The organism is Xanthomonas sp. NCPPB 3569 (genome assembly GCF_041475645.2).
Taxonomy (GTDB): Bacteria; Pseudomonadota; Gammaproteobacteria; order Xanthomonadales; family Xanthomonadaceae; genus Xanthomonas; species Xanthomonas phaseoli.
On record NZ_CM192969.1, the window covers coordinates 2,862,061 to 2,886,518 of the forward strand.

A 24,458-nucleotide genomic window follows, 5' to 3' on the forward strand; every position below is an offset into this window, starting at 1 on the left:
CCCGGAGTGGCCCTGGCTAGCTGCCTCAGTCGTGGGTCCGCATGCGCAAACCGCATGCACCGCGCTCGATCAACGCTGCCGTACATCCAGCTGTGCCAGCGTCGTCGACTCCTGCGCAACGCGTGCGTTTGTCTTCCGTCAGTTTCTGAATGCGACGTCTCCGGGGCGATGGCATTGCATGCACCGCGGTCACGTATTCACACGATGCACAACTTTCGTTCACCGATACGCATCGCCCCGCTTTCCACACTGGTCGTCATCGGTACGCACGACGACTGCGTGCCTGCCCTTCCCCCAATGCAGGAGCATGTGCATGTCCAGCACCAAGAATCAGTACGAAATGCAGAACCCGTTGACCCAGTTCCCGCAACCGCAATTTCCGGAACAAACCCAGCAAGCGCCGGGCACCATCCACGAACTGCAGCCCAAGACAGACCATGGCGAGCAGAGCTACAAGGGCTTTGGTCGCTTGCAGGGTCGCAAGGCCCTGATCACCGGCGCAGATTCCGGGATCGGGCGCGCCACCGCCATCGCATTTGCACGCGAAGGTGCCGATATCGTGCTCAATTACCTGCCGGAAGAGGAACAGGACGCAGCCGAAGTCGTGCAACTGATCCAGGCAGAAGGGCGCAAAGCCATCAGCGTTCCGGGCGATCTCAAGAACGAGGAATTTTGTACCCAACTCGTGGATCGGGCGGTGAAAGAGCTTGGCGGACTGGATGTACTGGTCAACATCGCGGGTAAACAGACCGCCGTGAAAGACATCGCGGACATCACGACCGAGCAGTTCGACGCCACCTACAAGACCAACGTCTATGCGATGTTTTGGCTGTGCAAGGCGGCCATCCCGCATTTGCCGCCGGGTGCCTCCATCATCAATACCGGTTCGATCCAGTCGTATCAGCCCTCGCCTACGCTGCTCGACTACGCTTCCACCAAGGCGGCCATCGTCAACTTCACCAAGGGGCTGGCGCAGCAGATCGCCGAGAAGGGGATTCGCGTCAACGCAGTCGCGCCTGGACCGGTGTGGACGCCGCTGCAGCCCAGCGGTGGTCAGCCGCCGGAAAAGATTCCCGATTTCGGCTCTGAAACGCCGCTCAAGCGCGCTGGCCAGCCGGTGGAAATGGCGCCGCTGTATGTGATTCTTGCATCGCAGGAATCGAGCTACGTCACCGGCGAAGTGTTCGGTGCCACTGGCGGCCTGTTGCTGTCTTGAGCCATCCCGGCGCTGAGTTTCGACGCGATGCCACCGGCGCCTTGCCGATCGCCGCTTATGCGGCGATCGGTGACGGGCGCTCGGTGGCGTTATGCGGTGCAGACGGCAGCATCGATTGGTGGTGCGTGCCGAAGATGGACTCGCCGCCGTTGTTCGATCGCCTGTTGGATGCAGGCGAAGGCGGCTATTTCGCCCTTACGCCGCAACAGCTGCAGCACGTGCAGCGCAACTACCGCGATGGCAGCAATATTCTCGAAACGACCTTCAGCACCGCCACCGGCAGCGCACGCTTGACCGAGTCACTCAACAGCGGCGAAGCCGGCCGGCTGCCGTGGTCGGAACTTGCGCGACGCATCGAAGGCATCGAAGGCCGCGTTGTCTTCGACCTGATCTACCGGCCCGGCACACGTGCCGGAGAAGCCCCCCCCTGGCAAAGCGAGACGCCGAACGGACGTGTGCATCACGTCGGTTCGCTCATGACCATGTTGCGCTACGACGAGAATGCAGCGCAGCTAGTGCGGTGCGATGACCGCGGCGTGCACGTGACGCTGGCGATCCACGCAGGCGACACCCAGGTCGTAGCACTGCTGGCCGCCGAAGAAGATGCGCTGCCAGTGCCCGCGCTGGAAGACATCGGTGGGCGCATCGAGCGCAGCGACCAGGAGTGGCGCGAGTGGAGCGGCAACCTGTCTTACGACAAGAGTTACCGCGATGCGGTCGTGCGCTCTGCGCTGGCGCTCAAGTTCCTGTGGTTTTCGCCTACCGGCGCCATCGCTGCTGCAGTCACCACGTCATTGCCGGAACAGATTGGCGCAAACGGCAATTGGGATTACCGCTATGCCTGGGTCCGCGATGCCGCCTACACCACCAAGGCCTTCCTGCGCGTGGGTGCATTGGCCGATGCCAAGGCTGCGTTTAGCTGGTTGATGCGCACCATCCGCCAGCACCGGCCCGGCGTGCGCCCCTGCTACACCCTGGATGGCGCGTTGGTGCCCGACGAACGCGTGATCGACATTCCCGGCTATCGCAACACGCGCCCGGTGCGCGTGGGCAACACCGCCAACACCCAGCTGCAGCTGTGCCTGTACGGAGATATCTTCGAAATGGCCGCGCGCTTCCTCGATGCAGGCCACATCCTGGACCAGGAAACCGCACGTCAGTTGTTCGAGCTCGGCAACGAATGCGCAGACACCTGGATGCGCAAGGACGCAGGCTTCTGGGAACTGGAAACCGCCCAACACTACACCATGTCCAAAGTGGAATGCTGGCTGGCGCTGCGCCGCGCCAGCGAGCTGGCCAAGGCCGGCCACCTCTCCACCGCGATGCTGCCACGCTGGGAGCGCGAACAGGCGCGGATTCTGGAGTGGATCGACATGCACTGCTGGTCCGACGCCAAGCAGGCATACACCTTTTAAGCGGACACCGACGACCTGGACGCAAGCCTGCTGTTGGCCTCGCGCTTTGGGCTGGGCGGGCCGCGCCGCGAGCGCATGATCGCCACCCGCGATGCCATTGCCGCAGAACTCGGCAGCGACGCATTGCTGCACCGCTACAGCGGCATGCAACAACGCGAAGGAGCATTTATCGCCTGCTCGTTCTGGCTGGTCGAAGCTTATGGGCTGCTCGGCGAGCGTGCCGAAGCCAGGCGCTTGTTCGAACAGTTGCTAGAACAGCTGGGCAACGATGTCGCACTGATGTCCGAGATGCTGGACACCAGCACTGGCGCCGCCCTGGGCAACGTACCGCAAGGCTTGAGCCACCTCGCGCTGATCCACGCAGCGCTGGCCGTAGATGGCGAATAAGCGCAGCGCAGCATCTGTCCTCGCCGGTGCATCAGGCTGCCATCAGCAGACGCCTTCTGCCGTCGGCAGAAGCGGACACCTCGCGAATGCGGCTGCGCCAGACCACAGCTCGACCCATTGCGTCGATTCGCCTACTGCGCCATTACCACCGTCTGGATCGCGTGCGCGGGAATTTCCAACGTGCTGGATGCTTCGCCCACATACAGGTTGTAGGCAATCGCCACGTCGCTGGCATTCATGACCACCATGGCCAGGCTGCCATCGGTGTTGACAAACGCGGTGGTCGCCAGATTGCTGCGGCTGCTGGCCGCGCTGACCCGCCGTGCGCCCGGCCGGATGAATTTGGAAAAGTGGCCGATATACCAATAGCTCGGCGTATAGGTCACCTCGCCGGTGCGCGTATCGGCATGCACCGGCGCAAAGCAGTAATTGCCTACATGGTTCGGCCCGCCCTGTTGGTCGAGCAGAATGTTCCAGTCCGTCCAGCCCACTGCGCCATGATTGAGGTCGTTGATGATGGCCGTGCCGTAGCGTTCGCCATTGGGCCAGTACTGCAACTTGGCCGGGTCGAACTTTTCCACCGCCGCTTCGGTCAACAGCAGGTGCTTGTCCGGGTAGGCCTGCGCCACTGCCGCCACGTTCTCCACCATCGGCTCGAATCCGGCCCAGGTTTCGTACCAGTGGAAGCCCATGCCCCACGCATATTTTGCCGCCTCCGGATCATCGAAGATCACATGCGCGCGGTGCACCATCATGTCGCGGTTGTGGTCCCACACGATGATCTTGCGATCGCCGTAGCCGGCGCTGGCCATGGTGGGCCCAAGATGATTCTTCAGGAAGTCGCGTTCGTCTTCGGCCGAAAACAGCATCGACTCCCAGGTCTGCACCGCCATCGGCTCGTTCTGCAGGCTGATGCCCCAGATGGGGATGCCCGCTTTTTCGTAGGCCGCGATAAACCGCGTGTAGTAGCTTGCCCAGGCCTGCGCGTACTCGGGCAATAGCTTGCCGCCCTTGAGCATGGTCTTGCTGTCTTTCATGAAGGCCGGCGCACTCCACGGGCTGGCGAACGTGGTGAGCTTGCCGCCGGCCGCCGCAATGGCCTGGCGCAACATCGGGATGCGGTACTTGGCATCGTGCTTGACCGAAAAACTCTTCAGCGCCGCGTCGCCCTCCTTGATGTAGGTGTAGCTGCCGCTGCTGAAATCCGAGCTATGGATGGTGGTACGCGCCAGCGTGTAGCCGATGCCCTGCTGCGGATCGTAGTAGGCCGTGAGCAACGCACGTTGCGTACGCTTGGGCAGCTTGGCAAAGGTCTCTGCGCTGGAATCGGTGATCGCACCACCAATACCCAGTACCTGCTGAAACTGCCGCTGCGGATTGACGAAGATGGAGTTTTCTTTTTCGGTCAATGCATGGCCGGCGACAGGCGCGGCCGCCGTGCTGGCGCGCATCTGTTGCGTGGCGCCTTGGGAGCTGGTGTAGATGCGCAATGCGCCAGCGCTGCGCGTCGCTGGCGAGGTTGCATCTGGCGCTGCTGCAGCCGCCGCGTGTGCCACGGCTGCCGTTGCGGCGCTCGCGCTGCTCACCGTGCCCAGCATCCCCAGCATTCCCACCACCGACCACGTCATCGCTCGCTTCACCGCGCACCCTCCCAGGTAGATCGCGCAAGCCTAACCGACCAACGCGCCGCAACATCGCACGAAAAACGAGCGCAAGCGCAACGCGGTGTGGCATTCATTGGTTCTTCCATCAGCAGGGGGGCTTGGCTGCAGCACAAGCATTCCTTTCTCCCGGCGGGACATTGCCCCCCTTCATGGGTGAGAAGGTGGCGCAGCGCCGGATGAGGGTACGGGCGCAGATGGCGGTGCCGGCAGCGCTTGATGCATCACAAACAGCGAGGAATAAGACTTCAATCTGCACCAATCCCAGTTGTCGTACCCTCACCCCAACCCCTCTCCCGGCGGGAGAGGGGCTCAGCTGCAGCGCCAACATGCACCTCTGCCGTCTGGAAAAGGGCTTGATCACCCACGCGACAAACGGTCCAGGATGCCCGGCACTTCCGGCGGAATCTCGCGCGCCAAAAAGCCCACCGTGCCGACCCGCTTTGCGAGCTGTTTGCCCGCCGCTGCATGCACGAACACGCCCCATAGCGCTGCGGTCAATGCATCGCTGCCCCGTGCAGCGAAACCTGCAATCAACCCGGCCAAGGTGTCGCCCGAACCCGAGGTGCCCAGCCCGGGCACACCGCCGCGATGCACCCACAACGCACCGTCCGGCCCGGCGATGAAACTGTCCGCGCCCTTGACGATCACCACGCTGCGCATCTTCCGCGCGAAGGTCAGCGCGTACTCGCCGGGCGCCGCTTCCACCGCGGCCTTGTCGTCGCCGGCGAGCGTTGCCATTTCGCCGGCATGCGGCGTCAGCACGAATGGGCGCCCAGGCGGCGCACGCAAGCTGCGCGACAACGCACCGGCGTCCAGCACCAAGGTACAGACCGCCTTCGCAGCGGCCAGCTTGGCCAGCGCCGTTGTCGTCGTGGTCGACGCCATGCCCGGCCCGATCACGGCCGCGTCGCAGGCGGCCAGCGCCGCGTCCAATGCACGGTGCCCGCGCGTGATCTCGCCCTGCCCGTTCTGTCCCAGCCCCAGCACCAATGCCTCGGGCACCGCCAGGGCCATGGCGGGCGCCACGCTGGCAGCGGTGGCGATCTGCAATTTGCCGGCGCCCGCGCGCAACGCAGCTTCCCCGGCCAGCAACGCCGCACCGGGCACGCGCATCGACCCACCGACCACCAACACGCGCCCCCCGCTGCTCCTTGTCGCCGCCGGGCGATGGCAGCGGCATCGCACGCAGTGCGGCAGCGGTCAGCGTGCGAAGGCGTGCGGCGGCCATCAGCGCGCTCCGGCCGGGCGGTCGGATTCGGTGGTCACCGGCTCGTCGGCCAGCTCTGGCGGCACGAACTTGGTGCGCACCAATTGCAGCGATTGCCCATCGGCCGCGGCCGCATATTCGGTGACGCCACAGTTCGGCACATCGCCTTCGCGGTCGATGGCCAGGATGGTGGCCTCGTCCATCCGCTCGATCAGGTAACGGAAGCAGTTGACGATGACCTGGTGCCCCACGATCAGCACACGCGCACCCACATGATTGCGCTGCAGGTCGCCCACGATGCTGCGCAACCGAAAGATCACATCGCACCAACTCTCGCCACCAGGCGGGCGAAAATAGAACTTGCCCACCAGCTTGCGTTGCTCGGCCAGCGCCGGAAACGTCGCCAGGATACCGGCCGTGGTGTAGCGGTCGAGCACGCCGAATTCCTTCTCGCGCAGCCGCTCGTCCACGCTGACCGCATCGGCCGGCTGGCCGAGCGCACGTGCCACCGCAGCGGCGGTTTGTCGCGCGCGCACGTAGGTGGAACTCAGGATCAAGCTCGGCCGCTCGTGTTCGGGCAGCCCAGCCATCCACGCGCCCAATGCCTCGGCCTGGCGCTCGCCCAGTTCCGAGAGCGGCACGTCCGCATCGCGATGCTCCAGGTCGATCAACGTCGCGCCATTGGATTCGGCCACATCGCGTGCCACGTTGCCTGCGCTTTGCCCATGCCGCACCACCCACAGGCGCGCCGGCCACTGCGCCGACACCCCCGCAACCGCACTGTTCTCACTCACACCCATCTCCTGCACCACGTCGGCACCACGTGTCGCACAGCCGCCGTGAACAGCTGGTCGACCATACCTGCGGCCGTGCGCGGCCGCGCCACCGGTGTCATGCATGAGCCCGCACATCGCACACGCTGCAAGAACCATGCGCCATAGCACAGACCAGCGCCGCTCCAACGGATGCGTAACCCTGGCTCGGTATACTGCAGGCCCCCGACACCTCGCTCGCCCATGTCCAACGTCCTTCAGCTGCGCACCGCAAAACAGCGCGAAGAGCTCCTGGTAGACGACGTACTGGACGCGGCCGAACGCTGTATCGACGAGATCGGCCTTTCGGCCACCAGCTTCGAGCTCATCGCCGAACGCACCCGTCTGTCATGTGGCAGCCTCCTGCAGCGTTTCGAAGACAAGGACGCGCTGGTGCGCGCATTGCTCGAGCGCAACTACATGCGCGCCATCCGTCAGATGTGGCTGGTGGAACGGCCGGCCAACGTGCACGTGGTGGACTTCATCGCCGGCCTGCTCGAAGACTGGCTGCTGCAGGAAATCAACATCAAGCGCACCCGCATCGACCTGGAGCTGCACCTGGCCACCCTGCGCGACCCGGTGCTGGCCGCCTTCATGCGCCGGCAGAGCGCATCGCTGATCGAACACCTCAGCGCACTGCTCAAGCGCCTGCTCCGCGGCCACACCGATACCGCCAGCAGCGAACACGAATTCCAGGCCCGCGTCTTCGCCGTCGCTGCCATGTGCGGCGGCCTGCACAGCGTGATGACCAGCGGCATGGAACTCAACCGCATGCATCTGCAGCTGATCCTGCGGGAGAGCTTGTCGGGCATCCTCAAGTCGGCGCCGGTGTAATCCCAAAGCAGCACTGCCCGGCGATTGCGGGCCGCGCCCGGGTATCTTGCAGGCAGGCGCGCTCAATCTGCCGACGACGTGGACGCCTCTTCCGCTGCACGGGCTCTGGCGGCCTGCAGGAGCCGGGCGACCAGACCGTACGCATCGCTGTTGTTGTCAGTGCTGCTCGCTGCTCGCCATAGGTCTGGCGGCAGACGGGAACGTTCTACCATGATGAGGTTCAGCAGATCCCTGGCCAATGCCAGCCGCTCGCCTTCGTCCATGGCAGGACCAGGATGGTCGGCGTCCAATCTGGTCACCATGTCGACCGCCTGATCCAGGCAGGCCTCGGTTGTTCCCAACTCGCTTGCCCGCTGCGCCTTGGTCGGCACGTCGTACCACCGAGCTTGCGCCTCCACGTAACGAGCGGCCATCACATCGGCCAGCCTCATCCCCAAGAATGCGGCCAGCGCTCCCACTGCCTGGCAGCTACTCACCACAGCAAGATTCTTGTAATACTGATCATCGTTGAGATAGCCGTATGCCGCCGCGGCGGGTGCCTGGAGTGCCGCAAACCCTCCGCAGAGTGCGGACCCGGCGGCGCCCACATAAGCCATCGTTCGCCCTAGATTGGCGAGGTGGACGCCACGCGGCGTGCCAGGCGCCCTCAGCGGCGCCTCACGGACCGGCCGCCGCGGCAGGCTCTGGGCCAGCTGCGTATTGGCGTGCGGGTCGCTGGCCGGTGCAGACGGGCCGGCATCTACCACGGTCGCGTCCTCTTGCTGCTCGCGCCTGGCGCCTCTGCGCGTGGCGGATGTCAACGCTAACGGTTGCATGGTCACCTCTCCGCTTTCGGTGCGCGCCATTGTTCCCCAGCGTGATCGGGCATGACGCATCCGGCCGAAAAACCATTGCCGAACACGAATCAAGCGGCGCTGCGCTTGCCAAAGCGCGCACGCGTTCCAGCCGGCACCAGTGCGTCGCTGCAGGCGAACGAGCCGGGTGGCTGGCGATCGTGTTGACATTGCGCGTCGGCCACACCCGCCGGCGCGATCCCGCCGCCCCGGATGCCAAGACACGCAGCACTGGCGCAACTTCGCCCACGCCTGCACCGCTTCGTGCATTGCTCACTACGCATGCACCACTGCCTCAATGATGATGCCGGTGACGCAGCCGACATCGCCGCTGAGTGGCTCCTGGTTGCAACGGGCTCACGCCAGCTGCCGCATGCCGTGTGTTGCAAGCGAACCGCCAGAGCCACCTCCCCTGATCGTTGACCACACTGGCCTCGACCATGAAACAGATCTCCGGCAACGTCACTCTCCCTTCCACGGCGCTGCGCGCAGACGCAGAGCGCGATGCGCCCGAAACTGCACAGGCGCCCGAGCAGCACACCCCGCCCCATCCCGTCGCAGACCATCCACTCAACCTGCTGGAAAAACGAAGAAGCACCACCGGCGTGCTCGCCGATGAAAATACGCGCCTGGAGGTCGTGGTGCCCCGCCTGCAGGCAGCGTTGGCACCGCACACCTGGTCCTCATCCAGTAGCGACTCGCCAACGACGCCTGTCACCGGCCGCAGCCCCCGTCTGGGCCCGCAGCCCGGCTCACCGACCTGGGCCTGCCTGCTGGAGACGCCGGCGCGCACATCGGCTCTTGCGGGCGCCGACAGCAATGACGCATTCCAGAACTTGCGCAACGCACGGCGTCTGGTCAGCGAGATGCGTCATGCCCGGCAGCACGTCGTGCTGAGCCCGCGTCTGGTGAAATCGCTGACCAGCCGATCCGAACGCCCGGACTTGATTCAGAAGCTCTCGGCGTTGAAGCCCGGCGCCGTGGATGTAGACACTGGTTTTCTCCAGGTGACGCTGGAAAGCGGGAACGCAGGCACTGCAGCAACGCTGCACACACTGCCAACCATCGGCACCGGCGCCTCCGCCTCGACCTACGCGGTTCGGCTGGCCGAAGATCTCTGGCAGGGCGGGCAACATTGCGGCCGCGACTTCATCTTCAAGGCCTTGTTGTGCACGGACCCGCAATGGCCGATCCCACCGACACTGTGCGACCCCGCCACCGTTGCAGACGCACCGACGCTGCAGGAGCGGATCGATGAGCGCAAAGCCATGATCTTCCAGGAGTATCAAATGATCAGGTCGGTCGATGCGGTGCCGTATATCGTCCATGCCCATGGCGTGGTGCAGATCGAACACACCTTCGGAATTTTGCTGGAGAAAATCGACGGCATCAGCGTGCGCAGCATGATTGGCCGCGCACGCACAGCGCTGCAGCAAGGCGCCATCAGCGCAATGGAGTATCTCGGCCTGGCCCGGCAGCTGATGGCCGATGTACTGGTGGGCATCGCCTGCTGCGAAGACGCCGGCATCGTGCATCAGGACATCTCGCACAACAACGTCATGTACGACCAACCCACCAGGATCTTTCGGCTGATCGACATGGGACTCGGCGCAGAAGAAGGCGATCCGGTAATCCCCCCACAGGTTAGCTGACGCCAGAAGTGGAATTTTCTCGTACCCTTTTCCGAGGAGGTTCCATGAAGACATCCCGCTTCACCGACAGCCAGATCATTGCCGTCCTCAAGCAGGCCGAGGCCGGCACGCCCGTGCCGGAGTTGTGCCGGGAACACGGCATCAGCTCGGCGACGTTCTACAAGTGGCGCAGCAAGTTCGGCGGCATGGACGCATCGCTGATGTCCCAGCTCAGGGAGCTGCAGGACGAGAACCGGCGCCTGAAGAAGATGTACGCCGATGCCCAGCTCAGCGCCGACCTGCTGAAGGAGGCGATGGCAAAAAAATGGTGAGGCCATCTCAACGCCGGGAGATGGCCCGATGGGCCGTAGATGGTGGCCACACGAACATCCGGCATGCCTGCCGGACCTTTGCGGTGAGCGAGACCTGCTTTCGCTATCAAGCCAAGGCCAGCGAGGAGAACGCCCGGATTGCCGATTGGCTGGTGCGGTTGACCACAACCTATCGTGATTGGGGGTTCGGCCTGTGCTTTCTGCACCTGCGCAACGTGAAGGGCTTTGGCTGGAATCACAAGCGGGTGTACCGCATCTATCGGGAGCTGGAGTTGAACCTGCGGATCAAGCCGAAGAAGCGGCTGGTGCGCGAGCGGCCAGAGCCGTTGGCGGTGCCGGAGACGATCAACCAGGTCTGGTCGATGGATTTCATGCACGACCAGCTGGCCGACGGCCGCAGCTTCCGGTTGTTCAATGTGCTCGATGACTTCAACCGTGAGGGTCTGGGCATCGAGGTCGACTTATCGCTGCCATCGGCCCGGGTGATCCGCTCGTTGGAACAGATCATTGACTGGCGCGGCAAGCCAAACGCCATTCGCTGCGACAACGGCCCGGAGTACATCAGCGGCGCGCTGCTAGCTTGGGCACAGCAGCGCGGGATTCGGATCGAGCACATCCAGCCAGGCAAGCCGCAGCAGAATGCCTATGTCGAACGTTACAACCGCACCGTCCGCTACGCCTGGCTGGCCACAACGTTGTTCGACACCATCGAGCAGGTTCAGGACAAGGCCACGCGCTGGCTATGGACGTACAACCATGAGCGCCCCAACATGGCGCTCGGCGGTATCACGCCAGCAATGAAATTGGCGATGGCCGCCTAGCTCCACTTTTGGCGAACGCTCAAAGCGGGGGGATTACCATCCGAACCGCGGCGGCACACCGGGCTTCTACGACTTGAGCACCCCTGCCAGGCATGCGCGCGACGTCTACAGCGTGGCGCAACTGCTGGTGCATGTGCTCAAGCGCCCCGACTACAACATGGGCATGATCGGGATCAATCGCACCAAGACTGCAGACACCTTCCCCTTCATGGATGCGTTGCAGGCTCTCCCGGCCGACCACAAGCGCACGGTGGTCCACTTCTTCAACAGCATGCTGGACGACGGAACCGGCGAGCGCACCAAGGCAGAGAGACTGCTGCGCGACCCCTTTTTCACCGAACCGCCGCTCCCGCCCCGTGATCGGATGCATCGCACCTTCGAAAAACTGAAGCGCTTGCCTTCTTTTTAGCAGCAATTATTTTTAGCAGCGCCCACGTTACAAGTGAGCGCGAACCGATAGACCATGCAGTGTGTGGTGGCTGGGTCTAGAAGCGCGGGATCGACAGACAAGTGAGGCAAGTGTGCACGCCTGCGAGCAGTCTGAGCGCTGATTCGGGCATTCAATCGGCACCGCTGCTTGCTGCCATACGTAGGCCGATCAATGCGTCCATTCGGCAGTGATCCATACGGCAAAAGATCCAGACGGCACAACACGTCATGGCAATGGATGCGCGCCTTCGATCACAGCGCACTCCACATCGTCCAGCACTCTCCCCACCTGCTCGGCCAGTAGTTCCAGACAAAACGCCAACTCGTCCATGCAGATGGTCGGCTGCCTTGCCTGCTCTTCGGCCTGCGTGCGTGGCTGCGCCAGACGCGCCAAAAAGCGCATATGGTCGCGCAATTGCTGCAGGCGGTATTGCGCGCCTTCCGGCATGTAATAGCCCGGCTGTGACTGCACATCGCGTACAACGTCCGACATGGCCTGCTCCTCATTCCATGGAATCGCCCCCGCCCGCCGCGAGGCGACGGACGGGAAGTCGGGAGGCTCGAAACCGCAAACAGCCGGCGGGCTTATTCCCCTTGCGGGTGTTGTATTCGCCGCCCTCCCGACGCAGGCATCGCGTCGGTTGTGCCTGCAAAACATGCAGGCACAAAAAACCCACCAGTATTTCGGAGGGGGGTACCGCTGTTTGAGGAGTTTCGAGGCTCCGTGCAGCAAGACTGCTACTGAAAAATCCCGACGTCAAGCATGGATATCGAACACTGCTGCGAGCAGGGAAACGCATCATTGGCCAACGGCAACGAGCTCTCCTCGTCGGAGCTCAGACGACTCGTTGCCATCAGCCCGTACCCCGAACGCCACAGGTTCATTTGAACAAGAAAGCTGCCTGTGACTTCGTCACCGCACTGTTACCCGTCGGGACAAGTCCATGATCGCGCATCCAGCCAAGCCAGTTACCCAAGATGTCCGGCGTGAAGCGCTCCTTCGCCTCATGCCAGTTGTTGCGGAACTCGCTGATCAACCACTCGTCATTGGGATGGAGCCCCCCAGCAAGCGCATCGTTCCAGACTGCGTATAGCGTTGCGACAGCCTCCAGATCGTCCGTCTTACGCCCTTCGAATAACGCGATAAGACGATCCAACTCCTTCCGACCAGCGCCAAGTGCGGCAGCCGCCATTTCGACAGAGCGACTGATGTTCGCCCCGACATGATAGGAGACCTTTTCCTGCCCAGATTTCAGCACCTCGATCGAGGCCGAATACAGCCCTTCTTGAGCGGCACGCTCCTCCATTCGATAAATCGACGTATCGAGCGGACCCGCCGCATGGCGACGATATCCATCCATCAAACCCAAGCCAAGATGGGAATCCGCCAAAAACAGCATCTTCATATGTGCCACGCGCCCAAAGGTGCGTTGTGGCGCGAGCTTTGAAATGAGGTAAGCACTGAAATCAACGACCTCGGCACCTGACTTCTTTTCACCACTTAAAGCTTGGCCAATCAATGCATTGGCCAAGTACTCATGTACTTGCCGGGCTTCGCTGAGGCGTGATTTGAGCTGATCACAAAGCGCCATTAGTTGATCGAGTTTGGCGACGATGCGGTGTTGTTCGGCAATTGGTGGCAGCGGCACAGCTATATTTTTAGATTTGGTAACCGAGATATTGTCTTGCCCTGCTGTACCAATAAGAGCGATGTTTTTTAAAAACGAACCTTCCTTCAAAAACGTATAGATGTACTGACGGCTCACTGGCGCAATCAGTCCGAAAAACACTATCGCTTGATTGCAGTTCCACTCAGGAAAAGTATCGGGAATGATCGCGACCTTGCCCAATGGTGGGCCGACAATGTTCATAACCACGTCACCAGGCACCAGAGCGGAGCGCTTCATCTTCCCCCTATGATTCTCAGGACTCACAAATTGTTTTTTGTATTCGAAATCGATTTCTTGGTTCCGAATGTTGTAGACCTTAAGGAACGGTATTCCTTCGTCGTACCGAAATAAATCTGAGGGCGGAGTGGAACCAGAAGATATAGGTCGACATATATCGCCCATGCGTACCCACACCCAGGAAGACGGAGCAGTGAACAGCTCTTCATCAGTGCTTACTGGCTCCAGGTGTGGGGTTTCTTTCATTTTTTTTTCTGCTACTAAGCGCTGCTTCTCGGCCTCGATACTTTTGCAAAGTTCACTAGCCGGCTCATCACTAGGATCTTGAGGCACAAGTTTTCCCATCACCGCCAGTTGCAGCAGAGTTTGCTTGAGGGCGTCGATGCTGGATTCTGTGGTGAACAGGGTGTGGAAGTGCTCGGCCAGGTGCTGCCAGCTTTGCGCAAAGTCCTCGGCATCGGGGGCCTGGGTCAGGCTGTCCAGCAGCGCCTGCACCAGTTGGGCGTGGGCGCTGCCGGCATCGGCCTGCCGAGCTTCCAGCCGGTCGCACAGGGCCATCAGCTCATCGACTTTGGCGACGATGCGGTATTGTTCGGCGAGTGGCGGCAGTGGGCAGAGTGTTTCATTTGCTCTGGCGATAGTGAGCGTGTGTACTGTCGTACCCATGCTCTCAGCGTGAATTTTCTCTATCCATAGCGGAGAAACGAAGTACTTAAGAAGATAGCCTGAATTATCCGCTATATGATTTTTGAAAATCAGGACGCTGGCATCCTTAAAGTAAAAACGATCTGTTTTCTGTACGCGGTATGGGACACCAATTGTCCCTACACCTGTCAGCATTATGTCTCCTACTTTCGGCGCTGACTCTCCTGTGGAAAGCTCTTGATATAGAGCCTCCGAAATAAATAATTCGTTTTCGACAAAACCATCTTTGGATAGCCGAACTATTTCCCGGGCACGGTAGAAAGGAATACCGCTAGTTTGCCAGTCTTTCTGGTGTACACGCGAACTAGACCCGACTAAACCCAACTCTCCAAGACGCGTCCACGCCCAGTTGGTAGGCACTTCAAACGGTGTCTCTTCTTCGCCAATCTCGGCAAGTGGCTTCTGCTTCTTGATCTTCCCCTCAGCCACCAACCGCGCTTTTTCCTCCGCAATCCGCTTCAGCAGCTCACTCGCCGGCTCATCATTCGGATCTTGCGGCACCAGCTTGCCACGCACCGCCAGCTCCAGAATCAGCTCGCGCAGCTTCTTGATACCATTGGGCGCGCCTGCCAGCAGCGGCAGATTGCGGGTAAGCAGCGTCGTCATACCCGGCGCTCCAGCGCTTCGGCCAGCACAGCCTTGAGCTGGTCACGCAACCCGTCAATCTCGCCTTGCAGGGCGGCATAGCCGCGCAGCAGCTCGTCCGGGTTGTGGCTGATCTGCTCGCCCACATGCGGGTTCTTGCTGTCGAGGTTCCAGTTGCGGCTTTGCAGTTCGTCGAAGCTGACCTTCCAGGCGAACTCATTTTCCTGGCGAGCAGCAAAGCCATCGGCCTCGCTGCCCCACCAGGCTTCCTCAACGGCGAACTCCTCGACGCGCATGGGCTTGGTCTTGGAGTAACTCTTGTAGCCAGCCGGGTACTGGTGCTCGTAGAACCACACATCCTTGGTGGGCGTGCCCTTGGTGAAGAACAGCAGGTTGGTCTTGATGCCGGTGTAGGGGTTGAACACGCCATTGGGCAGGCGAACGACGGTGTGCAGGTTGCACTCGGTGAGCAGCTTTTCCTTGATGCGGCTCTTGATGCCTTCGCCAAAGAGGAAGCCATCGGGCAGCACCACGGCGGCGCGGCCACCGTCCTTGAGCAGGTGCATGATCAGCACCAGGAACAGGTCGGCGGTTTCACGGGTGCGGAAGGCAGCGGGGAAGTTGCTTTCGATGCCGTCTTCTTCCATACCGCCGAATGGTGGATTGGCGACAATGCAGTCGACCCGCTCGCCCGGCCCCCAGCTGATCAGCGGGCGCGCCAGGGTGTTGTCGTGCTTGATCTGGCTGGGCACCTCGATGCCGTGCAGCACCATGTTAGTGGTAGCCAGCAGGTGCGGCAGCGGCTTCTTCTCCACGCCGAAGATGCTGGCCTGCAGGATGGCCTCGTCCTCGGCGGTGCGCACATAGCGCTGGCGCTTGTGCTCGATGGCGCAGGTGAGGAAGCCGCCGGTGCCACAGGCCGGGTCCATGACCTTTTCATGCAGCTTGGGGTCGACCATGCGCACCATGAACTCGGTGACCGGGCGCGGCGTATAGAACTCGCCTGCATTACCGGCGCTCTGCAGGTCGCGCAGCAGCTGCTCGTACATGTCGCCGAACGCATGGCGTTCCTGCGCCTTGTTGAAGTCCACGCCGCTCTGGATCTTGTTGAGCACCTGGCGGATCAGCTGCCCGGACTTCATGTAGTTGTAGGCGTCCTGGAACACATCGCGCACGACAAAGCCCAGCGGCTTGCTGTGGCGAGGTGTCAGGTCGCGTAGATTAGGAAACAGCTCAAGGTCGATGAAGTCTTTGAGATCCCCGCCAGTCATGCCTTCCGGATTGGCGGCCCAGTTACGCCAACGCAGGCGCTGCGGCAATGGCGACCGGTAGTCCTCGTGGATGAGCTCCCATTCCTGCTCACTGTCATCGAGAATCTTGAGGAACAACATCCACACCAGCTGGCCGATGCGCTGCGCGTCTCCGTCGACGCCGGAGTCCTTGCGCATGATGTCCTGGATGGATTTGATGGTGCTGCTGATCGACATCGTGTTACCTGTTGAATGATGCAAGTGCGTCCAGCCGCGTGAAGATCAACTCCTCGCGCTGGCGGTTGTTGTTGGAAGTGGCCTGAACGGCGTAGTTGAAGTCGCGGTGGCGCAGGAGTTCGGCGATCCCCTGAGCGATATCCAACTGCAATGCTGTGGACGCCTGCGCGACCTCATCGCACAGGGTGGCGCGGCCATCCACGACATTGAGGATGTCCTCGACATCCCGGCTGGCCAATGGATCGCGGTTGCCGCGACCCCGGTAGGCCTCCAGCTTGGTGCCCAGAAAATAGGCTGGAGCGACCACGCGGATTGTCACACCTGACGGCAGTGCGTGATCGTACGCCTCACGCAGCGCATCGGCGTACCAGCGATTGCTGAAGCCGAGGACGGCAGCGTCATCAGGCATGAAATCGACGATCAGTTCGCTGGCATGTTGATCGCGCAGGCGGGTACGGCAGACGACGTCGTCGTTGGGCGAGGTGCGAAAGCCCTTACCGGCCAGCACCTGCTGCAGACGGTACCAACTGCCCAAGCCCATGACGTGCACGATCAAGTCGACGTCTTCGGTAAAGCGAACAGCTTCCCGGCTGACCGCGTCTGTCATCAGCAGACCGGTGGTGCAGCCACCGACGAAGGCAACTTCCGGCAGCAGATCCGGCCCAAGCGCTTCGGCCACGCGTGCCAGCATGTGCTGCTGGATATCCCAGTTTCCAGGCGTGCCCATTACGGTACCTCTCGCAGGTGTTGGGTCAGCACACTGCCGGCAAGCGCCGACTCACGCTCACGCCCCAGCCGGATCGCGTCCACCAGCGCCAGCATGGCGTACAGCTCCGCATCGCGACGTACGGCACGCGGCACGCTTTTGTAGAGCGGTTCCACGCGCTGGCCCTGCTCGCTGCCGTAGCCGTCCTCCCAGACGTAGATGTGTTCGCCTGCGGACAACAGGCGATCGACCAGCACTGGCGCCGCGTGTGCTGTGGGAATGCCGCGGACAATCGGGCCCGGGCGCGCCGGAAACACATACTTCAGCCCGTTCAACACAAAGCCCAGCAGCGCGCGCGTGTTGGCGCGCGGGATGCCACTGCCGCGCTCGGCCAGCACCAGCCCCACGTCGGCGCAACGCCGGAGCGCCTGACTGACTTCCGATTTGCTGATGCCGGTGGATTCCTCAAGGCCGCGCACGGAGAACGCATCTTCGGCCAAGCCTGCTGCCCCCCGATCCTCTTGAGCCGCCGACACGGCCCAGCCACGCCAGTCATCGGGAATGCCGAGCGCTGCTTTCTCGCCGCCTACATGGACCGATTGCTGGCGCTCAAGGCTGACCAGCTTCAGCAAGAGCAGGATATCTTGACTTTTCATGAGTAACGGAAAGGTCCCGTCCCCCGTCCTGAAACAGAGGACAAGAATACTATGGAACGCAGGTCAGGCAACGTCCGCACTGCTATATAGCTGGCTTTCCAGGTCCAGGATGGCGCGCTGGTAATTCGTCTTGCCGCCAAAGGCCGCCACAAGTTCGACCGGTGCTCCAAGGGCACGAAACGGATCGAGCTGCAGGATCCTGATGTCCTCGATGTGCTCCACCCCGGTGTCGGCGTACTTGTCCAACAAGCCTTCGAGCACTTGCCGCGCCTTGCCCTGATACCTGGCGAAGTAATTGCGCTTGCGCACACCCTCCGCTCGCTCCCTGCGCGACAGCGGCGGTTGATCGAAGGCCACGTGACAGATCAGATCGAACGGATCGAGCGACTGACCGAGCTTCTTCTCGACCTCGCCGGCCAGTTCCTCCCAAAGCACGCCCTGCGTAGCCAGCTCATCGATTATGGCCTTCTTCTGCTGGGCATCGCTCCAGCGCCGCAGGAAGTCATCGAGCGACGCAAACTGGCGCAGGACGCGCTCGCGGGTATAGTCGCGCAGCGACTCAGTGATGAGCTTGCCATCGGACCCGTAATACAGGACGCGCTCGGCCACGACCGATACCGGCAGTTTGTCGATGACGTATTTGATGCGCTTCGGCCCATCTTCACCGCCAGTGGTGACGTCATCACCGCCCTCTGGAGGATCGACGATCCCACCGCCGTCGCCACCGTCGCCGCCCCCGATCTCAGGCGGTACCGGACTGTCATTGGGCGAGGGGTTGTAGATCACCTCGGGGTCTCCATCGAATGATGGATCAGCGAACAGTTCGGTCGCCTTCTTGAAATCCATGATGGTGAACCAGTACTTGCCGTAATCCTCATTGATACGGGTCCCGCGACCGATGATCTGCTTGAACTCGGTCATCGACCTGATGTGCTGGTCCAGCACGACGAGCGTGCAGGTTTGCGCGTCAACGCCGGTTGTCATCAGCTTGCTGGTGGTCGCGATGACGGGGTAACGCATTTCAGGATTGATGAAATTGTCCAGTTCGGCCTTTCCCTCGTTGTCATCGCCGGTGATGCGCATGACGTACTTGCGATTTTCCGCGACACGCTTTGGATTGAGATTTACCAAGGCCTGGCGCATACGCTCGGCATGATCGATGTCGTCGCAGAACACAATGGTCTTCTGGAATGGACCGGTGGCAGTGAGGAATTCGGTGACTTTCTGCGCGACCAGATACGTCCGCGCTTCGACCACAAGCTGGCGATCCATATCCCGCAGGTTGTAGATGCGATCTTCGATCAACTCGCCGTTTTTGTCGCGCATCCCTTTAGGTGGCCGCCAGCCCTGCAGATCGACATCGAAGTCGATGCGCACCACTTTGTACGGTGCCAGGAAGCCGTCATCGATGCCCTGCTTCAGCGTGTAGCTGTAGACGGGTTCTCCAAAGTAAGTACTGCTAGAGACTTCCTTGGTCTCCTTTGGCGTTGCGGTCAAACCGATATGCGTGGCACCAGAGAAATACTCCAGGATCTCCCGCCACGCAGAATCCTCGGCCGCGCTGCCACGATGGCATTCATCGATGACGACAAGATCAAAGAATTCCCGAGAGAACTGCTTGTAGATGTTCTTGACGTCCTCTACGCCGGTTACCGCCTGGTACAGCGACAGGTAGATCTCGTAAGACGTATCAATCTGGCGCTTGGTGATCTTGGTCATCGCCGTGCCGAACGGCTTGAAATCGTTGTTTTTTGTCTGATCGACCAAGATGTTGCGATCAGCCAGGAACAAGATGCGCTTCTTCTGGCGCGACTTCCAAAGCCGCCAAATGATCTGGAAAGCGGTATAGGTTTTGCCGGTTCCGGTGGCCATCACCAGCAGGATGCGGTTTTGACCATTGGCCACAGCTTCGATCGTTCGATTGATCGCATTGATCTGGTAGTAGCGCGGCGAGCGACTGCTGCCATCATCGTAATACGGGGACTCGACCACCTGCCGCGCGTCCTCACCAAGCCCCTTCCAGATGCAATAGCGACGCCAAAGTTCCTCTGGCGAGGGAAACTGGTCCAACGTTAATTCGGATTCGATCTTGTCGCCGGTCGCGGTTCTATCATGGAAAAGGAATCCGTCGCCGTTGCTCGAGAACACAAACGGAACATCCAGCGCATCTGCATATCCCAGTGCCTGTTGCATACCGGAACCAACGGTGTGCCTGTTGTCCTTTGCCTCGATCACGGCCAAAGGAAGATTGGCTCGGTGGTATAGCACGACGTCGGCACGACGCGCCAACCCCCGGCTGTGCAGCTTGCCGCGAACTACGACACGCCCCTTGGTAAAAGCGACCTCTTCGCGCACCTGGAAATCCAGATCCCAGCCCGCGGCGACGATCGAAGGAATGATGAATTTCGTGCAGATATCGCGCTCGGTTAACGACGACTTGTCCATCCAATCCCCTGTGTCTCCATCTTCCCGCAATTGGCGACGCGCCCCGAGGCACAGACGCCACTTCTCGATTGACTCGCCGCCTAATGATAGTCGTCTTCACGCTGATGCCTGACTGCGAAAGATGCCTGACTGCTAAAACGGTGACGACTTGATCGCTTTCAATCTCAAACAACAGGACGTAACGCTGGCGCCGAAACCGATCACCAACTCGCGCAAGAACGAATCTGACACTCCCGCTTTGCGGCAGCTCACACCATCGAAAGCCTTCTGCCCACCCGCTACCTGCACTACCCGCGCAACGCCGCCCGAATCCCCTCCCCCGCCAACCGCGCACTCGCCAACAGACGCTCCAGGCTCTGCCCATGCCGGGCGCTGGCGGACAGGCCGGCCATGGTGGTGCTGACGAAATCGGCCAGCCGGTCTGCGTCGTGCGGGCACTGCTGGGCGATGTGGGAGCGGATCAACGCCTGGGCGGCGACATGAAAGCCGCAGGCGGCCTCGCGCGCCTGCGCGTCGTTGCTGCGCGTGCCCTCCAGCACCAGGCAGCCGGTGGCGGCGGGGTCTGCGGCGTAGCAGCGGGCGGCGTGCTCCAGTACATCGGCCAGCGCGTCGGCCAGCGGTCGGTCGGCGTCCAGGAGTTGCGGCAGCGGGATCGCGCCGGTCTGCGCATAGCGGTCGAGGATGCGCGCGTACAGGCCCGCCTTGCTGCCGAAGGCGGCGTAGAAACTGGGTGGGTTGATGCCCAGCGCCGCGGTGAGATCGGCCACGCTCAATGCGTCGTAGCCGCTTGCATGGAACAGCCACTGCGCGGTGGCGACCGCTTGCTCCGCGTCGAACGCCCGCGGCCGGCCGCGGGCCCGTGAGATTTCTGTAGTCATTGTTACAAAACCCTTGACGGCAACCGAAATCTATTATGTATTACTCGCTATATTAATAGCGAGGTAGGTACATGTCAGCGTTCAAGAACAAGTCGGTGTTGGTGCTTGGTGGCAGCCGGGGAATTGGGGCCGCGATCGTGCGGCGCTTCGTGGCCGAAGGTGCGCGAGTGACGTTTACCTATGCTGGCTCTGCCGAGGCGGCGCAGCGCCTGGCCGGCGAAACCGGCAGCACCGCGGTGCTGGCAGACAGCGCCGATCGCGATGCGGTCATCGCCACGGTGCGCCGCAGCGGGCCGCTGGATGTGCTGGTGGTGAACTCCGGCATTGCGTTGTTCGGCGATGCGCTGGACCAGGATCCGGACGCGGTCGACCGGCTGTTCCGCATCAACGTGCACGCGCCCTACCACGCCGCTGTCGAGGCCGCGCGGCAGATGCCATCGGGTGGCCGCATCATCGTCATCGGCTCGGTCAACGGCGACCGCATGCCGCTGCCCGGCATGGCCTCTTACGCGCTAAGCAAATCCGCGCTGCAAGGGCTGGCCCGCGGGCTGGCGCGCGACTTCGGGCCGCGCGGCATCACCATCAACGTGGTGCAACCCGGCCCGATCGATACCGACGCCAATCCGGAAAACGGACCGATGAAAGACCTGATGCACAGCTTCATGGCGATCAAGCGCCACGGCCGCGCCGAGGAAGTGGCTGGCATGGTGGCCTGGCTGGCGGGCCCGGAAGCGAGCTTTGTGACTGGCGCGATGCATACGATCGACGGTGCGTTCGGGGCATGACGCGGCCACATTTGTACTGATGGCACTGCAGCTCTCCACGTCGTGCAGCCCACGCCTCTGGACGACACCCAAAGGGACCTCGCTGCAGTTGGATCGACACATCGGCGAAGGAGTACTGACCTCGATCAGCGCGTTACGGCAACGGGCTAACACGCCATTCCCACGACAGATGGCGGCAAATGCCATCCTTCAGCACATATAGCGAGCTGCCGCTGCACGGCCGACCTTGTGTCCGCGCGTATCTCCTGCTGGCAGTGCGCCGCATTCCGATGTCATGCGGCGCACTGCACGTGCACTAACTGGGCTTGCTGTCGCCTTGATCGTGATTTGCCTATAGTTCGGGACGAACCCTGCAATGGATTGACCAATGTACATGATGTCATCCGGCCGATCCCTGGCCCTTGCACTCGCCATCGCCGTGACCGGCAGTGCATGTGCACGGACGCCATCACCCGAACATAAAAGGACTTCCCCCATGTCGGACACCGTCACCACCGGTCGCACCATCAACGGGCATACCTATTCGGACGCTCCGGTTGACGTAAAGCTGGGGCCGAATACCTTCCGCATCCCCGCCAACTACCTGGACAGCCAGATCGCACCATGGCCGGGCGAAGGCGTGACGCTTGTCATCGAGTGGCCGGATATGACCCCCACGCCGCCTGGCGCACGGGCCAACCCGCGTACGAATGATTTCCGGAAGGAAATCCATGCCTCGGTTGACTATGTCGACCGCGTCCCCATCGAGGCATTGCTGGCACGCTACTCATCCAATGAAGCAATCACCGAGCCTGATTCGGTCGAACGAGGTGATCCCGTCGACAGACTCGATCTGCGTATTGCACAGCCTGAAACACTCGGATTGACGCCGTATGCCATCGATGAAGAAAAGATGGCGGTGTACGTTAAAGCGTACGAGGCCCGCTACAGCAAACCTCCGACACGCAACCCCGCGTTTGAGGACGATTGGTATGTCGCGCGCGATTCCGGCGGCAATCTCACCACTTTCATCAAGTGCGATAGCGTCAAGTTTCGTAAGGACGGCATCCGGCTTGAGGGCGACCAAGTCATTGACGAAGAAGGGCCAGTTGTCGCCGGATGCACGCACTACCTTGTGGATGTCGAGAATAAACTATCCATCACGCTCAACTACCATCGCGCGTTTCTAAGGGACTGGAAACGTATGGAAAAAGCGATTCGGGACGTTTTGGCACGCACTAAAGTTGGGTGATCCAGACTTTTTGCAAGGAGTAAATCATGGGTGGATTAACTCAGCAGGACTTGACGATCCTGCGCAGCTACGCAAAAGCAGGCAATCGTGAGCTGTACTGGAACTACCTCTCGCAACTGCCCGATGCAGACGGCTACGGGACGCTCGCGCTTGGTGTCGTGCGTAATGACAGTTTGCCGGGGCGCGTTGCGAATAGTTACGCGCAGGATTACGCGAATACGCAGCACGACAGCGGCTCGCGCTTTGCTAATGCTCAACTGAGCGAACGTCAGTGGGAGAGCTTCGGACAGACGTTGCTGGAGAGGGATTTGGAACTTCGGCAAGCATGGCTCCGTCGAGACCGTCCGGATCTGGCACTGAACCTACCAGGCGCCTCCGTCATGCTCGCGCACGACCGCGCGTTTGAGCAGCATCGTCTCGACCCCAACTGCTGGACTCCACGCGTCCTCCTGCAAGCGGCCCTGGAAAAAAGCGGTCCCCAGAAGCTCGAACAAATCTGGACCAACATGCTCGACAACGAGTACGTCGGCGCCACTCGCATCAGCAATACCGGCTACGAGACCTTCGCGCAGATGGGCGTGGCGGCCGGCAGCCAGTACTTGGCCAAGCTCGGCACCACCGAAGCGATCCAAATGCTGGAGGGCCGCTCCGCGGTCGACCCCAACGTCATCGGCAGCAACAGCTTCTACGCGATGTACTTCGAAAAAGAACACAAGTGGGTGAACGTCAGCGCAGGCGGCGGGCATCTTTCCATGCGCGAAGAAACCAATCCCGCCCGCATTGCAGAACTCAACGATGCGCGCGAAGTACGCCTGGAACGGCAGCAGAAAGCCACGCAGTTCCATGCCGATGATCCGTACCGCTCCATCACCCGCAGTCCGTTCACCGCGTCGACCGACGGCGTGCCCGATCGGATGCTGCCGCCCACCAAGCTGGCCGATATCGGCCCGGATCACCGGGACTACGCGTTGCTGCAGCAGGTACGCGCGGGCGTGAGTGCCATCGATGCGCAAGCCGGGCGGACGCATGACGACACTAGCGACCGCCTGATCGCCAGCGTGATGACCCTCGCCCGCCAGAACAATCTGGATCGCGCCGATCATGTTGTGCTGAGCAACCAGACCACCGAACACCCGGCAGGGCGCACGGTCTTCGTGGTGCAGGGAGAATTGAACAACCCTGCCCATTTGCGTGCTGCCATGCCCACCGATGTGGCGGTGCGCACGCCGGTTGAGCAGTCGCTGCAGCAGCTGGAAATGGCCAGCGTGGAGCGGCAACCAACCCTGGCGCAGAGCCAGCAGCAAGACATGGACAATCGGGTTCGCGAGAACATGTCGATGCGCATGGCGTGATGCACGCAGCCAACCGCAGCCGGTCGGCAGGCGCGCCGAAGCCAGACGCGGCGCGCAGAGCGGCAGCACGACTCGGAAACACGCGACCCCGGCTTCGGCAGTCACCACGCGCACGCTGCGCTTTTCAGGCAGTTGCTCAT

The 24,458-nt window shown here is 61.7% G+C and carries 16 protein-coding genes and 4 pseudogenes; 9 read left to right on the plus strand and 11 right to left on the minus strand.

The features are described 5' to 3' along the window. Positions 1-313 precede the first annotated feature (313 nt). Both ACCQ03_RS12550 and ACCQ03_RS12555 read left to right on the plus strand, forming a co-directional pair. A complete protein-coding gene (locus ACCQ03_RS12550) occupies positions 314-1,216 on the plus strand; it encodes an SDR family oxidoreductase (protein ID WP_209227322.1) in 903 nt (300 codons plus the stop codon). Continuing rightward, positions 1,213-3,018, plus strand: a pseudogene (locus ACCQ03_RS12555) (glycoside hydrolase family 15 protein). The gene ACCQ03_RS12550 and the pseudogene ACCQ03_RS12555 overlap by 4 nt, the downstream one beginning before the upstream one ends. 131 nt (positions 3,019-3,149) lie before the next feature. Here the strand turns inward: ACCQ03_RS12555 and ACCQ03_RS12560 are convergent. The 3 genes and pseudogenes from ACCQ03_RS12560 to ACCQ03_RS12570 all read right to left on the minus strand — a co-directional run bounded on the left by ACCQ03_RS12560 (position 3,150) and on the right by ACCQ03_RS12570 (position 6,689). Then, positions 3,150-4,625, minus strand: coding sequence for a glycoside hydrolase family 30 protein (locus ACCQ03_RS12560; protein WP_057679930.1), 1,476 nt, complete (start codon positions 4,623-4,625; stop codon positions 3,150-3,152). A gap of 414 nt (positions 4,626-5,039) precedes the next feature. Next, positions 5,040-5,910 (minus strand): annotated as a pseudogene (locus ACCQ03_RS12565) (NAD(P)H-hydrate dehydratase). Continuing rightward, on the minus strand, positions 5,910-6,689 hold the full coding sequence (locus ACCQ03_RS12570; protein ID WP_017157920.1) for a histidine phosphatase family protein: 780 nt from the start codon (positions 6,687-6,689) through the stop codon (positions 5,910-5,912). The pseudogene ACCQ03_RS12565 and the gene ACCQ03_RS12570 overlap by 1 nt, the downstream one beginning before the upstream one ends. Positions 6,690-6,905: 216 nt before the next feature. On the opposite strand from ACCQ03_RS12570, the gene ACCQ03_RS12575 reads away from it, so the two are divergent. Continuing rightward, on the plus strand, positions 6,906-7,535 hold the full coding sequence (locus tag ACCQ03_RS12575) for a TetR/AcrR family transcriptional regulator (protein ID WP_003490630.1): 630 nt from the start codon (positions 6,906-6,908) through the stop codon (positions 7,533-7,535). 62 nt (positions 7,536-7,597) lie between these two features. On the opposite strand, the gene xopAV is transcribed toward ACCQ03_RS12575, so the two are convergent. Further along, a complete protein-coding gene (gene xopAV / locus ACCQ03_RS12580) occupies positions 7,598-8,380 on the minus strand; it encodes a type III secretion system effector XopAV (RefSeq protein ID WP_209227320.1) in 783 nt (260 codons plus the stop codon). A 407-nt stretch (positions 8,381-8,787) separates the two neighbouring features. Here xopAV and xopAU point away from each other — a divergent pair. The 3 genes and pseudogenes from xopAU to ACCQ03_RS12595 form a co-directional block, all read left to right on the plus strand. After that, a pseudogene (xopAU, locus tag ACCQ03_RS12585) lies at positions 8,788-9,996 on the plus strand (XopAU family type III secretion system effector serine/threonine kinase); the annotation flags it as partial. Positions 9,997-10,064: 68 nt separating this feature from the next. After that, a protein-coding gene (locus tag ACCQ03_RS12590; RefSeq protein ID WP_223842567.1) for an IS3-like element ISXcd1 family transposase occupies positions 10,065-11,152 on the plus strand; the annotation gives its coding sequence in 2 pieces (ribosomal slippage) (positions 10,065-10,317 and positions 10,317-11,152; 1,089 coding nt in all). Positions 11,153-11,162: 10 nt separating this feature from the next. Beyond that, positions 11,163-11,561: pseudogene (locus ACCQ03_RS12595) on the plus strand (serine/threonine protein kinase); the annotation flags it as partial. A gap of 246 nt (positions 11,562-11,807) precedes the next feature. Here ACCQ03_RS12595 and ACCQ03_RS12600 read toward each other — a convergent pair. From ACCQ03_RS12600 to ACCQ03_RS12630, 7 genes are all read right to left on the minus strand, one after another. Then, positions 11,808-12,074: an XAC0095 family protein gene (locus ACCQ03_RS12600; RefSeq protein WP_150147569.1), complete on the minus strand. Its 267-nt coding sequence runs from the start codon at positions 12,072-12,074 to the stop codon at positions 11,808-11,810. A 388-nt stretch (positions 12,075-12,462) separates the two neighbouring features. After that, positions 12,463-14,799 (minus strand): restriction endonuclease subunit S, encoded by a 2,337-nt coding sequence (locus ACCQ03_RS12605; protein WP_057679218.1) that lies wholly within the window; start codon positions 14,797-14,799, stop codon positions 12,463-12,465. Then, positions 14,796-16,265 carry a type I restriction-modification system subunit M gene (locus ACCQ03_RS12610; protein WP_209227201.1) on the minus strand — a complete coding sequence of 490 codons (1,470 nt, stop codon included), beginning with the start codon at positions 16,263-16,265 and terminating at the stop codon, positions 14,796-14,798. Before ACCQ03_RS12610 ends, ACCQ03_RS12605 begins: the two co-directional genes overlap by 4 nt. Before the next feature lie 4 nt (positions 16,266-16,269). After that, positions 16,270-16,956 carry a nucleotidyl transferase AbiEii/AbiGii toxin family protein gene (locus ACCQ03_RS12615; protein WP_244664128.1) on the minus strand — a complete coding sequence of 229 codons (687 nt, stop codon included), beginning with the start codon at positions 16,954-16,956 and terminating at the stop codon, positions 16,270-16,272. A 35-nt stretch (positions 16,957-16,991) separates the two neighbouring features. Continuing rightward, positions 16,992-17,627, minus strand: coding sequence for a helix-turn-helix domain-containing protein (locus ACCQ03_RS12620; protein ID WP_209227205.1), 636 nt, complete (start codon positions 17,625-17,627; stop codon positions 16,992-16,994). A gap of 63 nt (positions 17,628-17,690) precedes the next feature. Continuing rightward, positions 17,691-20,072, minus strand: coding sequence for an EcoAI/FtnUII family type I restriction enzme subunit R (gene hsdR / locus ACCQ03_RS12625; RefSeq protein WP_209227207.1), 2,382 nt, complete (start codon positions 20,070-20,072; stop codon positions 17,691-17,693). A 287-nt stretch (positions 20,073-20,359) separates the two neighbouring features. After that, entirely contained in the window at positions 20,360-20,950 is a 591-nt protein-coding gene (locus ACCQ03_RS12630) for a TetR/AcrR family transcriptional regulator (protein WP_209227209.1), read from the minus strand. A gap of 71 nt (positions 20,951-21,021) precedes the next feature. Here ACCQ03_RS12630 and bdcA point away from each other — a divergent pair, with 71 nt between their 5' ends. The 3 genes from bdcA to ACCQ03_RS12645 all read left to right on the plus strand — a co-directional run bounded on the left by bdcA (position 21,022) and on the right by ACCQ03_RS12645 (position 24,318). Then, positions 21,022-21,735: an SDR family oxidoreductase gene (gene bdcA / locus ACCQ03_RS12635; protein WP_017154930.1), complete on the plus strand. Its 714-nt coding sequence runs from the start codon at positions 21,022-21,024 to the stop codon at positions 21,733-21,735. Between the two features lie 367 nt (positions 21,736-22,102). Then, on the plus strand, positions 22,103-22,966 hold the full coding sequence (locus ACCQ03_RS12640; protein ID WP_057679224.1) for a Smlt3025 familytype IV secretion system inhibitor: 864 nt from the start codon (positions 22,103-22,105) through the stop codon (positions 22,964-22,966). A 26-nt stretch (positions 22,967-22,992) separates the two neighbouring features. Then, positions 22,993-24,318, plus strand: a complete 1,326-nt coding sequence (locus ACCQ03_RS12645; protein ID WP_057679225.1) for a Smlt3024 family type IV secretion system effector — start codon at positions 22,993-22,995, stop codon at positions 24,316-24,318. The last annotated feature ends 140 nt before the right edge of the window (positions 24,319-24,458 follow it).

What these genes read in the sequence shown, in the direction of transcription:
- ACCQ03_RS12630 (WP_209227209.1), bottom strand. Translation starts at nt 20,950, where the DNA reads ATGACTACAGAAATCTCACGGGCCCGCGGCCGGCCGCGGGCGTTCGAC.
- ACCQ03_RS12560 (WP_057679930.1), bottom strand. Translation starts at nt 4,625, where the DNA reads ATGCTGGGGATGCTGGGCACGGTGAGCAGCGCGAGCGCCGCAACGGCA.
- ACCQ03_RS12570 (WP_017157920.1), bottom strand. Translation starts at nt 6,689, where the DNA reads ATGGGTGTGAGTGAGAACAGTGCGGTTGCGGGGGTGTCGGCGCAGTGG.
- bdcA (WP_017154930.1), top strand. Translation starts at nt 21,022, where the DNA reads ATGTCAGCGTTCAAGAACAAGTCGGTGTTGGTGCTTGGTGGCAGCCGG.
- hsdR (WP_209227207.1), bottom strand. Translation starts at nt 20,072, where the DNA reads ATGGACAAGTCGTCGTTAACCGAGCGCGATATCTGCACGAAATTCATC.
- ACCQ03_RS12600 (WP_150147569.1), bottom strand. Translation starts at nt 12,074, where the DNA reads ATGTCGGACGTTGTACGCGATGTGCAGTCACAGCCGGGCTATTACATG.
- ACCQ03_RS12645 (WP_057679225.1), top strand. Translation starts at nt 22,993, where the DNA reads ATGGGTGGATTAACTCAGCAGGACTTGACGATCCTGCGCAGCTACGCA.
- ACCQ03_RS12550 (WP_209227322.1), top strand. Translation starts at nt 314, where the DNA reads ATGTCCAGCACCAAGAATCAGTACGAAATGCAGAACCCGTTGACCCAG.
- ACCQ03_RS12640 (WP_057679224.1), top strand. Translation starts at nt 22,103, where the DNA reads ATGTACATGATGTCATCCGGCCGATCCCTGGCCCTTGCACTCGCCATC.
- ACCQ03_RS12615 (WP_244664128.1), bottom strand. Translation starts at nt 16,956, where the DNA reads ATGCTGGCACGCGTGGCCGAAGCGCTTGGGCCGGATCTGCTGCCGGAA.
- ACCQ03_RS12620 (WP_209227205.1), bottom strand. Translation starts at nt 17,627, where the DNA reads ATGAAAAGTCAAGATATCCTGCTCTTGCTGAAGCTGGTCAGCCTTGAG.
- ACCQ03_RS12610 (WP_209227201.1), bottom strand. Translation starts at nt 16,265, where the DNA reads ATGTCGATCAGCAGCACCATCAAATCCATCCAGGACATCATGCGCAAG.
- ACCQ03_RS12575 (WP_003490630.1), top strand. Translation starts at nt 6,906, where the DNA reads ATGTCCAACGTCCTTCAGCTGCGCACCGCAAAACAGCGCGAAGAGCTC.
- xopAV (WP_209227320.1), bottom strand. Translation starts at nt 8,380, where the DNA reads ATGGCGCGCACCGAAAGCGGAGAGGTGACCATGCAACCGTTAGCGTTG.
- ACCQ03_RS12605 (WP_057679218.1), bottom strand. Translation starts at nt 14,799, where the DNA reads ATGACGACGCTGCTTACCCGCAATCTGCCGCTGCTGGCAGGCGCGCCC.